Here is a 12,962-nt window from a genome sequence, read left to right as displayed (position 1 = left end):
GTTTCGGCATCTGTTGCCATTTATAGTCAATGCTTTCTTCTGCGGAGATCCCGAAATAAATTCGGGATGACGCTTTCCTCCATCTGTGGAAATGTCGCCGACATCGTCATCCTGAACTTGTTTCAGGATCTGTTCCCTTTTTTCTCCGGATGTTTTTCGTGAAAAGCTTTCTTTTTAAACGATTCTTTGCCGTTTTTTTCAACGAAAATGGGCAGTAGGAAAATTGCCTGTCATTAATTAAGACAAAATTGTCTGAAATAAAGCCACAAATGCTTGACTTTGCTTTTGTGATATCGTAACTTGCACGTTATCAATTAAATTATAGCATATGAAAAAGTTCTTTACAATTGCATTCAGTATTATGACGGTGGTGGCCTTAATCGGGTTGCAGGGATGTCAGAAAGAAGATCTGATCGATTCTTCGGGTCTTGAAACAGTTTCGGATGTAGAGCTGAAAAAGGCAGATATGAATATCTTCTACAGCTCTGCCTTACCCGTTGGAAACGGAACTGCACGGGCGTGGGTTCATGTTGACAAGATGGGTCATCCGATGTCGGTAGGAATTGAGCTTTCGGAAAAGGCGCTGACCAATTTGCCTACCGGGGCCATGCAGTATGAGTTAACGTTTCCGAAGACGAAAAACAGTTTTTATTCGCATGCCCTGTTTGACTGGAATCCGGAAGGACACGAGCCGGAACATGTTTACGATGTTCCCCACTTTGATTTCCATTTTTACACGATCTCCGGGGCAGAGCGAAAAGCCATTCCGTTTATGGACGAAACATACATGGATCCTGCGCCTGCTGACTTGTATATCCCCGGAAATTACATCCAGTTGCCCGGCCTCATTCCCGAAATGGGCGCCCATTGGGTGGATGTGACTTCGCCTGAGCTGAACGGGTCACCTTTCACTCACACCATGATCTGGGGTTCGTACAATGCCCACTTTATTTTCTGGGAACCAATGATTACGCTGGATTACCTGTTGAGCAAGCCGGATGACCTGATTGCGATTCCGCAACCATCGGCTTACGAAATGTCTGGTTGGTATGCAACCCACTATGTGATCAAGTATTCGGAGAAACCCGGCCGGTACACGGTTGCCTTGGTTAACCTGACGTATCACGAAGGAGAGTAGCGCTGTTTCGGCGCCGCCTGAAAGAATCAAAATCAACTAAAGAACGAAGATCGATAAAGCCATTTCCAAAAGGGAATGGCTTTTTTTGGGTGCGCCGGTTTTTTACCGGTTTAAGCGGCGAACCGGAATTGAGGCCTGCTTTCTTTAACTGTGACCAGGCAGCAAACATCGTCATCCTGAACATGTTTCAGGATCTGTTGAAATGACAAATACCCTTGATGCAATCTTGGCTTCGCCCTTACACTCTAAAATCGTTTAATGCGGCATATACCGGCTGTAATCTTCTTCTTTTTTCTCCACCGGTGCAGGTTCGGCAACGGGTTCTTCGGCGATTACCGGCTTGTAGTAGGTGTTTCCGGGAACAGATGGTTTGGCTTTGGCAAAAACAGCCAACCTTTTCGTCAGGTTGGGGTGGGTAGAAACTTTCTCGGCAAACCATTTCCAGAATCCGTCTTCCGTAACATCCTGTTTTAAATATTCTTTCAGGTTTACTTTTTTGTATATGGTTTTTCCCGATGCCAGCACCAATAACCCTCCTTTTACTCCTGCCGGACTTAGCGCGTAACCGATGTTGTCGCAGGTGTACTCGCAAGCCCTCGAATAAGCGGCGCCCAGGAAGGGGATCAGGTACGACGGCATCAGCAACAGGTTTTTGAGCATGTGTTGTCTTTTGATGTGCCCCAGCTCGTGCCCGATAATAAATTCCAGGATTGTTTTGTCCTGTTCATAAGCGGTTTCAACAATTTCGGAATAAAGAACCACATAGTTGCGTCCCAGAAACCGTGCGGCAAAAGCGTTTAACACCCCGCCCGATTGCATGATGTAGATGGCGGGCACCGACCTGAGGCCCAACAGCTCCGCCTGCGTTACAGCTATCTGGTAGATATCGGGGAACTGGTTTTTCGACAGCTTAACGGCGTTGCCTTTTAAGTGGCCGATCAGGATTCCAAACCGGAAGAACACAAACAGCAGGATCACGGTCAAATAGAAGTAAAGAACATAAGCCGTTGCCATTTGCTCGGCGGTGGCTTCGAACGATAACAGGATTAACTTGATAAACAAATAATACAAGCCTAAACTGGCAAACAGCCGGATGTAGAAATACACATTCTCTTTGCTGTTTACCTGATAGTCGAGATTTGAATACATAAGTCCGGGATTTTAGTGGTTGATATAAAAAGATTGATCAGGCAAATCGTTATAAAATTTTACCCAAAGTAAACATTTTACTTAATAATTATCCATTGCGTCGTAATAAAAATAACGGCAAGGCCGAAAAAAAACTGCATCGCCACGATAAACGGGCGATGCAGTTATCAACGCATGACTACTTATTGTTAGAATAATTGATCAATCGATATTGAACAGTTGTGTGGCTAAGTTCCAGCCTTCAACGCTTAATTTCCAATTTTTCGAAACGGCCTGCGGGCATTCGAGTTCGATGATTTTTTCCTCTCCGGGCGTCAGCGACACGTAATTATCGTTTGCAAAAACCGGCAATACCCGTTCGCCGGTTTTGGCATCAACCACCGCGAGGCGGTTAAAGAAAGCGATCGGCGCATTTTCGGGATTTTTCAGTTTTACCACGACCTGATTACTGGCCGTTTTTTTGGCCGATACCTGTAATTTGGAGGCTGGCATGTGTTGCAGCCCGCTGTAATTTCCTTCGCGGTCGGGGAACCAGTACAGGTTTTCGGAGATCACTTCCTGTTTCAGGTTTTTCAGTTGCAATAAAAGGAAAGAGCCTTTTTCGTCGCCACCCACCCGTTTCAGGTTTCCGGCTACCGACATAATTTTTTTGGTGTCGGTTGGGCCAATGTAAACAAACACCTGGGTAACGGGCTGTTCATTTCCTTCCATGTCATACGCCTTGGCAACCAGCATCAGGTCGTTAACCGCCTCGAAACCGTTGTTTACTACGGTGACCATTTTGGTAACCGGGTTACACATGGCGTGCAGCATTTGGCTGCCGGTGCGCAAACCATAGAGGCAGGCATTGGGGTCGAGGTAGTAATCGTACATTTGTCCGCGCAAAGCTGTCCAGGGATTTTGGGTTTTCCAGATGATGGTTCCGGTGTACCAATCCCACATGTGCGAGCTAAAGCCTTCGATGAGGGCGCGGTACTGGTTGTAGTTGACCAACTGGGCTTTGCGGGCAAAATCTTCCATATCGGCGGCAGCGCCGTAGGCGTCAACCGACTTTCCGTAGCCGATGTACTTGTGGTAAGTCCACACCGGATCGGAAACCGCCTCCGAACCTTTCTTCTCAACAGGAATAACCTGGTTTTCGGCGGGCAGGAATCGTTTTAACGAAACGGCATCGCCCACACCTACCGAACCAACTTCGGAGTTGAAGGGCCAGGTACGGTGTTGCCAGAACACCGAATCGGGCTGAATGCCGTAAGGGCCGTCGCCGTTACCGCCAATAAAGTTATACGACATGCTGTCGGAGTTGGAATAATCGATAAACCAGCGGGTACCGTCGATCTTGGGCAAAATCGAATCGCGCAGGGCAGTCAGAATATCCTGAGGAGGGGTAATCTCGTTGCCACCGCACCAGATAGCCAGCGACGGGTGGTTGCGGATCATCTTCACCATGTCGGCAGCCGACTCGATGAACAGCGCGTGATCGTCGGGGTACCGGCGCCGCGTCCACTGGTCTTCTTTCTTCATCGGGTCGACCCATCGCCCGTTACAGTCGCCCGACATCCAGAAATCCTGGATAACCAGCAAGCCGTATTTGTTACAGGCGTCGTAAAACTCCGGACGCTCGGCCAGGGCGCCTCCCCAGATCCGGATCAGGTTCAGGTTCATATCGCGGTGATACCGGATTTCGGCATCGTAGCGTTCGGGCGAAAAGCGCAGCATGGCATCCGAGATGATCCAGTTCCCGCCTTTGATGAATATTTTTTGCCCGTTGACCAGCACCTGCATGCTCCGGGTATGGTTGTTCCATTCGCGTTGAATTTCGCGGATACCCACGGTTATTTCTTCTTCATCCGACAATTGTCCGTCAATAAATACTTTCATTGTCGCTTTGTACAGGTTTTGCTCTCCGTAACCGCTTGGCCACCATAGCCGGGGATTTTCGACGATCAGCCCGGGCAGTTTAACTTCGGTGGTGGAATTGGCAGGTAGCGAAACGGCTGTTTCCACAGTCTTCCCGTCAATTTCAACCAGTAGTTTTCCGCTCAGGGCTTTGGCGGTTGGGTTGACCAGTTCGGCGGAGGTTTCGATTTTTGCCGCTTCCTGTTTGCCTTTCGGGAAACGCTTGCCGGGAACACGGGTGACCACATGCGGGTTTTGCAGGTTGACCGCCCTGGTGGTTTCAATGCTTACCTTGTCCCAAATACCCGTATTGCGGTCGCGAATGGGCTGGATCCAGTCCCAGCCGGCTACGTACTGATGCGAAACATTGCGGGCAATAACCCCGTCGCCGCCTTGCCCGCCGTTGGGATTACCGACGGGGTCGACCGGGTAAACAATGACAGCCAGCCGGTTTTTCCCGTTGGCAGCCAGCCCGTTGGTAATGTTGTATGTTTGCCGCAGAAACATGCCGTAATGTCGTTCCCGGTTTACTTTCTTCCCGTTCAGAAACACATCGCAACTGTAGTTTACGCCGCGGAAATGCAACCATACCTGTTCGCCGCTTTGGGCTTTTTGTTGAAAGTCGTTGACAAACCAGTAAGTATAATGTTCCGGCCCGGTTTCGTAAATATCTTTGATTTTTTCGTTGTTCATGCCGTAAAAAGGATCGGGCGCTTCGCCGCGTTCGAGCATGTTTGTCAGCACCGTTCCGGGGACGACGGCCGGTTGCCAGCTTTTCAGGTTAAACGCGGATCCGGAGATTTCTTCTCCCGTGGCTTTTACTTTTTTCAGGGGGGCGCATAGCCAGTTGGCGTTTAATTCGACCACCGATCCTCCTCGTGCAAAAGGCGAGATCATCAGGACGAGGACTAAGCTAAGTGCCCGTTTTTTTAGTCTGAATGTCTTCATCTGTTCTTATTTCAGTTTAATATAAATCGAATACCGGTTCATTAGATCGTCTTCAGTAATTCGGGTTTGCTTTGGTACAAATGGAGGATCAATTCGCCAAACAGCGTGTTGCCCCAGGCAAACCAGCTTCGGGTGAAATTTTCAGCATCGTCTTTATGGAAGGTTTCGTGCATGAACCCGGTTCCGGCATGCGTTTTCATCAAGGTTTTCACGCATTCCCTGATTTCATCGTCGTTGGTTGAAGTGATGGCCCGCATGATGATGCTCATGGGCCAGATCATCTCGGCGCCTACATGGGGGCCGCCGATCCCTTCTCCGGCGCTTCCTTTAAAAAACCAGGGATTGGCATCGCTTAAAATCAGTTTACGCGTATTTTGATAGAGCTGATCTTCCGTTTCGAGGGCTCCCAGGTAGGGCAGGGCCAGCAAGCTGGGAATATTGGCATCATCCATAAACAGCTGGTTCCCGAATCCATCTACTTCGAAAGCCAGCACCTTGCCAAAACCCGGTCGCTCAGCAATCGCGTACTGATGAATGGCTTCGGCAACCTCATCAGCCAGTTTAACGGCTTCGTCAGCCAAAACGGTGTCGCTATATATTTCGGCAGCTATTTCGGCCATTTGCCGGAGCGAGGTCACGGCAAAATAATTGGACGGGATCAGGAAGGGCAGGATGGTAGCGTCGTCGGAGGGACGGAAAGACGAAACGATCAGGCCCACCGGCTTAACCGGATTGCCAAACCCGTTGCAGCAGAGCGAATCGGTTGGTTTGTGCGTTTCCCGCGTAAACGAATAGTCGCCCTTGTTCTCTTTGCGTTGTTGCTTTTTAAAGGTGTCAAGAACTGAGCGGAAAGCGCTGTGCCATTCCCGGGTAAAACAGGCTTTGTTCCCGGTTGTTTTCCAGTAATGGTAGAGCAAACGAACCGGGTAACACAACGAGTCGATTTCCCACTTACGCTCGTGCAGTTCCGGGATCATCAGGGTGTTGTCCGATTCCCATTCGCTGCCGCTGGCTCCTTTGTTAAACGCATTGGCATACGGATCAATTAAAATGCACTTGGACTGGCGGTTCAGCACGCCCAGAAAAAGCGTATTCAGTTCTTCATCTTCTTTTACCAGGGGCAGGTAAGGCCAAACCTGCGCGGTGGAGTCGCGCAGCCACATGGCGTGTATGTCGCCTGTAATCACAAAGGTATCCGCTAGGCCGTTTTCGACTGAAAAATCGACCGTGGTGTCGAGCGTGTTCGGGAAACAGTTTTCGAACATCCAGGCCAGTTCCGGGTTCGCGATCGCTTCTTTTACTTTGGCAATGGTTGCTTCTACGGCCTTACTGGTAAAATTTCGTTGTCCGACAGGCGGGCGTTTGCTTTCAAAACCCGAAGCGGCACAGGCTGTATTCCACAACGATCCGGTCATCAGACCGGCAGCAGCTAACGAATTGTATTTCAAAAAATCTCTTCTTTCCATCATCTTTCAGGATTAATAGGTTCCATTTAATAACTGCAAATAAACCAAATTTACTTGAACGGTCACGGGCGGCAGCAGGCGTCTCCGGGAAATGCACTTAATGCCGGAATGATTTTTAAAAGTTGCTCGCCGATGCCGATTTTATAACCGGAGGAAAACATAAATACCTGCCCCTCGGAATTGCATAGGATAACCAGCGGAAGTTTATTTCTGATGTCATCGCCAAAGGCATCTGTCAGGGCTTTCAGCAACATGTTGTTCCGGTCGGATCCACTGATCCGGTTGGCGGGCAGTTTGTATGAGGCAAGTACCCGGTTGAGTTGAGGCCGGTCTTCTGCGGCCATAAACAGAAACTGCCCCGGCCATGCTTCAAAATGGTCGATGTAATCAGCCAGGTCGTTTAAAATATGTTTCGAGGGTTCTTTATCCGGGTCGAGCAAGGCCAGCACGATGTTTTTACCTTTTGCCAGTTCTGAAAGACTTACCGCATCGCCTCCCTCGGTAGTCGCCAGGAGCAGGGACGACAGGTCGATTTGGGCGAGAGGCTCCGGTATTTGTGACGATTGCCGCAGGTTCACCGTGATTTGTTTTGTGTTGCCGGCTTTCACCGTGAAAAATTCAACAGAGCTAAGTACAGACCCATCTTCCAGCCGGTTTCCGGTAATCAGGTAATAATCGCCGGTTTCCAAAGTCAACGATCCAAACCCGTTGATGTTTTTTGCAAACGGATATTCCAGTTGCCGGTAATTGCCGCCAATGCGTTTCGCTATAGAAAAATGAATTTCGTATTGCGGATCAATCGTGTTGTTGCCGTTTTTCAGGACGAGCGCGCCGGTTTCGGGGACAGCGGTGGTTTTTTTACTGAAGGCTGCCCGGTACCATTCTCCCCCGGCATAATATTCAGGTTCGCGGGTCGCCGGGTTCAGTCGGGCCGGAATACCCGGGGAGCGGCAAACAGCTACAAAAAATATTTCACGCGAACTGGTGTCGGATACGCGCAGTTTGTACACGGCTTCCGGACCTATTGGCGCCCGGGAATGGAGATTGGCCACATCGTTTATTTCGATATGCTCCGCGATCCAGCGGGTCAACGCTTGCGGATCGTTCCGGAATTGTTCTTTTTGTCCGGCAAAAGCGTCGCGGAGAAATGGCCTCCAGGCCAGTAACATTTCATTTTTGATGCGCGGAGCCAGCACATAATCGGTGAAAATAGCTTCGGGATACCGACCTTCATTTTCGGTTCCCCGCAGGTGTGAGCTTAAAACAGCTGCCTTCGTGTCGCTGAAATCTTTGGCAGAGATGCCTTTCAGCAGGGCTAAGACCCATTTTTCATCAGCGTTTGCATGCAGGTATTTTTCCAGTTCTTCCCAGTTTCCGTAGCTGTTTTGAATGGCCCGAATGACTTCGTTTTCGTCCAGACGGAGTTCTTTCGCCAGATTTTTGCTCCAGCCGTCGGTTTTAAATGTGGCCGTGTAGCAGCCCCGGATTGAATCTTCTTCGGCCAGGCGGCGCTCGTTCAGGTCCTTTTCGGCCTGGGTGACGGTTAAGGTATCTTTGATCAGGTGCGGAGGCACAAAGTCGAATTCAAGATAGTTTCCGTCCATCGATGGATTTCCCAGGGTGAGCCTGACCGTGTCGGTTTCGGATACCGATATTTTTTTGAACGCAAACCGGTCGTCCTGGCTGGCCCAGACGATTATTTCGCCAAGGCCGAGCGAGATAGCCGTTTGCCCCTGCCCGTTCGTAAATTGTGTGGCAATGGGGTAAAAATCGGCGTAATTATACAGCTGAAACTCAACTTTGGCATCTTTGGCCGGAGAACCGTCTTCGTTCAGAACTTCAGCATGAATTTTTTTAACCGGCGCGTAATTCGATGTCAGGTTTAGTTCGGAGAAACGTTTTTCAGAGACGAGCGCTTCCTCATCGCCAAAATAGTTTCCGTAGGCGCGGGTATGCACCAACAAGGTGCGGCGGGCGGGTTCGGTAAACCATCCCATGTTCAGGCGCGGATCGGGTTCGCAGGCGCCCAGAAATTTCCAGGTACCATTCACCCAAACCTCAACCCAGGCATGGTTGTCGTCTGAATGCGCCCAGCGCGGCGTGTAAACCTGGCGGGCCGGGATTCCCACAGTGCGCAGGGCCGACACGGCAAATGTCGATTCTTCGCCGCAGCGGCCAAAGGCTTTTCGCATGGCGCTCAGGGGAGCGCTGGTGCGCGAATCGGTTCCGCGATAAACAACTTTCTCGTGACACCAGTGGTTGACTTCGAGCGCCGCCTTCTCGATATCCAGATCGCGGACACGCGCTTTCAGCTCATCGTACATGACGATGCGGAAAGCATCCAGGTTTTCGTTGTTGATACGAACGGGCAGAACAAAGTGCAGGAAGAGATCTTCAGGGACGGATTTACCCCAAGTTAGTTCCTCACGTGCCCTCAGGCTGGCGCGTATATTCGCGAGGAAAAATTCGCCGGAATAATCGGCCAGATCGCTCAAAGGCATATAGGCATATAAAAACTCCATCGCCTGTTTTTCGTCGCCGGATAAGGTATGGTCAAAAACACTCCAAAGATCAACGGCGCTGTTTGCTGTCAGCTGTTTTTGAACGGCGAGCATTTCCTGTATATTGGCCAGGCGTTCCCTGTTTTGAATGAGGGAAGGTTCAGACGTACAGGAAACGATGATCAGAAAAAAAACGGCGTAAAGGAATAATTTTGTCATGTTGCGCTCATTTCAGAAATGATTCTTCATCGTCGAACGGATAACGCACAAAGGCTTCGATGGCTTCGTATTCGGCCAGGCCGAGCCGGTCGTAAATTAAAGCTGTTGTACGGTTTCTTTCTTCGGCGCGTTGCCAAAACTCGCGTTTATCTTCACCCGGAAATACCGGAAAATCTTTTTGGGACTGATGTTTGAAAATTGCTTTTCGTTTGCGCATCAACTCAGCAGGGCTGATCGGCACGGCCATTTCAATATCTTCCACATCCCATTCCTGCCAGGCGCCACGGTACAACCACGCGTAGCAATCATTCAGCCATGCATCGCCTTCGGCACGGATGGCGCGGATGGCTTTAAATATGATCTGAAGGCAAACTTCGTGTGTTCCGTGCGGATCCTGCAAGTCGCCGGCGGCAAAGATCTGGTGAGGCTGAACATGACGTAACAGCTTAATTACCAAATCGACATCTTCGTCCGAAACAGGACCTTTTTCTACCTGGCCGGTTTCGTAGAACGGGAGGTTCAGGAAGTGGACATTTTCATCTTTCACATTGCAAAAACGGCAGGCGGCTGCTGCTTCGCCCCGTCTGATGAGTCCTTTTACAGCTTTTACAAAGGGGGTATCGATTTCGCCCGGTTTTTTGTATCTCAAAAATGTCAGCAGATCCTGATGCGCCTGGTATAATTCGGTATTTTGTGCCTGTTGGTTTTCCAGAAGGTCGACGGCGAATTGTGAAAAGCGGATGGCGTCGTCGTCAAACACGGCAATGTTGCCCGAGGTCTGGTAAGCTACATGCACGTCGTGTCCCTGGTCGGCCAGGCGGAGCAGCGTGCCTCCCATCGAGATGACATCGTCGTCGGGGTGAGGGCTAAAAATGAGCGAGCGTTTCACCGCGGGCTCAGGGCGTTCCGGACGGGTTTTCTCGGTTGAACCCGGTTTGCCGCCCGGCCAGCCGGTAATGGTGTCGCGTATTTGTCCAAATACTTTGATGTTCAGGTCGTAAGCTCCACCTACATGAGCCAGTAAGTCGCGCAAACCCTGGTTTTTATAGTCGTCATCAGTCAGTTTCAGGATGGGCTTGTCTAATTTCTGGCTAAGCCAGATGACGGCGCGTTTCACCATCTTAGGCGTCCAGTCGCAAACGCCAACCAGCCAGGGCGCTTTTGTACGTGTAAATTCGGTTATGGCTGCTTCATCCACATACACGTCGACCTCTTCGTGTAATTGCAGGAACGAGGCCGGCACATCGGGCGTTACCGGCCCTTCGGTCATTTTTTTCAGAATGGAGGATTTTGCTTTTCCCCAGCCGGCGAGTACAATTTTTTTAGCGCTCAATATGGTGTCGATGCCCATCGTAATAGCCCGGTGCGGAACGGCGTCCTCGCTTCCGAAATCTTTTATCGCGTCGGCAATGGTCACCGAATCCAGTTTGACCAGGCGGGTGGTGGAGTTCGCGGTGGAACCCGGTTCGTTGAATCCGATGTGGCCTGAGCGTCCGATTCCGAGTAGCTGAATGTCAATTCCTCCGGCCTGTTTAATTTTATTTTCATAAGCAGCGCAGAAAGCGGCCACTTCTTCGATCTTCAGCGTTCCGTCGGGTATATGAATGTTTTCGGGTTTTATATCAATGTGGTTGAACAAATGCTTGTGCATAAAATACACATAGCTTTTTTCGCTGTCAGGTTTCATCGGGTAATATTCATCCAGGTTGAAGGTAATCACATTCCGGAAACTCAGGTTCTCTTCCTGATGAAGCCGGACAAGTTCCCGGTATATTTTAACGGGGGAAGATCCTGTTGCCAATCCTAAAACAGCCATTTCTCCTTTGGCTTGTTTCTCTTTTATTACATCGGCGATTATCCCTGCAATCATTTTTGCCCCCTGCTGCCGGTCTTCCAAAATATGGATCGGAAGTTTCTCAATTGTTTTCTCAATGTAATTAAGTGTTTTGACCATATTTTTGTGTGTTTAATCCCGTTGTCCGGGATGTGTTATTATGGAGTTTTCGCCAAAACTAAAGATATTTTCTTCAAAAAACATCTGATTTCTTCAAAAAATGTGTCCGCACACACAAAATTAACATTTTACGCGTGTTCGCACACATTTTTTTTCCTATCTTGCCGGCATCAGCTGAATATTATTGAGTCGGTTGGCGCGGATTTGATTTATAATCAGTGCTAATAAATTGAATAGAAAATGAACAAATTAATTAGCGTTTTTGTGTTGATATGTTGGGGGTTTTTGCCCCTTGCTTCGCAGGAATTGGGGGTTCATCCTCAATCCGGCAAATACGAATGGCCGGCGGATGAACAGGTTTTGGCAAAACTCGACCAATGGCAGGATTTGAAATTCGGGATGATTATCCACTGGGGACTTTATGCGGTTCCGGGAGTGATTGAATCATGGGAATTGTGTTCGGAGGATTGGATTAACCGGCCCGACAGCATGACTTACCATGCCTATAAAACCTGGTATTGGGGGCTAAAGGATGAGTTTAATCCGGTTAATTTCGATCCGGAGCAATGGGCCGGAGCTGCGGCAAAAGCCGGGATGAAATACCTGGTATTTACCACGAAACACCACGATGGGTTCAACCTGTTTGATACGCAGCAAACCGATTATAAAATTACCAACGGGCCGTTTGCCGGCCATCCGAAAGCCAACGTCGCTAAATTTGTTTTTAATGCGTTCAGGGAGCAAGGTTTCATGATCGGGGTTTACTTTTCGAAGCCCGACTGGCATTCACCGTACTTTTGGTGGGATAAATATGCCACGCCAAACCGGAATGTGAATTATGATATCCGGAAGTTTCCAGGGCGTTGGGAGCAATTTAAACAGTTCACCTATAATCAGATCAGCGAGTTGATGCATGATTACGGCAAGGTGGATATTCTGTGGCTGGATGGCGGCTGGGTACGTCCGCGCGAAACAGTAAATGAAGAAGTATTGTCGTGGGGTGCACCGATACCCGATTGGGACCAAAAAATAGACCTGCCGGAAATTGCAACGATGGCGCGCAAAGCTCAACCCGGCTTGCTGATTGTTGACCGCACCGTTCACGGACCTTATGAAAACTATCAGACTCCCGAGCGCAGTATTCCCGAAAAACAATTGCCGTATCCCTGGGAAAGTTGTATAACGCTGGGAAACAACTGGGGGTTTGTGCCGGGCGAAAATTATAAAACACCGGCAAAGGTAGTGCACGACTTAATCGAAATTGTGGCCAAAGGCGGAAGTTTGCTGCTTGGCGTTGGCCCGAAACCCGACGGCACATTGGATGAAGGGGCCATTTGGCGCCTGGCGGATATCGGCAAATGGATGGAGACAAATGGGCAGTCGGTTTATAACACGCGTACGACTGCTTTTTACCGCGACGGCGAAGTTTTTTTCACCAAAGGGAAACATGGTGAAACCTACGCTCTGGCCCGTTTGGCAGAAGGCCGTCCGGTTCCGGAAACAATTGAATGGGGGGGTAATTTGCCGGTCAAAGGCTCCGAAATAACTTTACTGGCAACTGGCAAAGCAGTGAAGTGGCGCTTATCCGGCGATAAAGTCATTGTTTCAGTTCCAAAATCATTTCGCCAAAAATATCAGGAATATCCGGCACTGACTTTTATGTTTAAACAGGAATAGTTATCTTTCAA

General features: G+C 49.4%; 7 protein-coding genes. 2 read left to right on the top strand and 5 right to left on the bottom strand.

Going from position 1 to position 12,962, the window contains the following annotated elements:
• Window positions 1-328 precede the first annotated feature (328 nt).
• The gene (locus tag AC6H3C_RS22270) at window positions 329-1,138 is read left to right on the top strand and encodes a DUF5602 domain-containing protein (protein WP_497517748.1); all 810 of its coding nucleotides are present in this window, start codon (window positions 329-331) and stop codon (window positions 1,136-1,138) included.
• Window positions 1,139-1,393: 255 nt separating this feature from the next.
• On the opposite strand, the gene AC6H3C_RS22265 is transcribed toward AC6H3C_RS22270, so the two are convergent.
• From AC6H3C_RS22265 to nagB, 5 genes are all read right to left on the bottom strand, one after another.
• Entirely contained in the window at window positions 1,394-2,287 is an 894-nt protein-coding gene (locus AC6H3C_RS22265; protein ID WP_497517747.1) for a M48 family metallopeptidase, read from the bottom strand.
• A gap of 201 nt (window positions 2,288-2,488) precedes the next feature.
• On the bottom strand, window positions 2,489-5,134 hold the full coding sequence (locus AC6H3C_RS22260; RefSeq protein WP_497517746.1) for a glycoside hydrolase family 2 protein: 2,646 nt from the start codon (window positions 5,132-5,134) through the stop codon (window positions 2,489-2,491).
• Window positions 5,135-5,175: 41 nt separating this feature from the next.
• Window positions 5,176-6,603: a glycoside hydrolase family 125 protein gene (locus AC6H3C_RS22255; protein ID WP_497517745.1), complete on the bottom strand. Its 1,428-nt coding sequence runs from the start codon at window positions 6,601-6,603 to the stop codon at window positions 5,176-5,178.
• 59 nt (window positions 6,604-6,662) lie between these two features.
• Window positions 6,663-9,320 carry a transglutaminase family protein gene (locus AC6H3C_RS22250; protein WP_497517744.1) on the bottom strand — a complete coding sequence of 886 codons (2,658 nt, stop codon included), beginning with the start codon at window positions 9,318-9,320 and terminating at the stop codon, window positions 6,663-6,665.
• 7 nt (window positions 9,321-9,327) lie between these two features.
• Window positions 9,328-11,274 (bottom strand): glucosamine-6-phosphate deaminase, encoded by a 1,947-nt coding sequence (gene nagB / locus AC6H3C_RS22245; protein WP_497517743.1) that lies wholly within the window; start codon window positions 11,272-11,274, stop codon window positions 9,328-9,330.
• A 240-nt stretch (window positions 11,275-11,514) separates the two neighbouring features.
• On the opposite strand from nagB, the gene AC6H3C_RS22240 reads away from it, so the two are divergent.
• A complete protein-coding gene (locus tag AC6H3C_RS22240; RefSeq protein ID WP_497517742.1) occupies window positions 11,515-12,951 on the top strand; it encodes an alpha-L-fucosidase in 1,437 nt (478 codons plus the stop codon).
• Window positions 12,952-12,962: the final 11 nt, after the last annotated feature.

The sequence above is a fragment of the Gaoshiqia sp. US2 genome, from assembly GCF_059705485.1.
The sequence above is the reverse complement of the archived record's forward strand: the minus strand, read 5'-3'. Positions and strand labels throughout refer to the sequence as shown.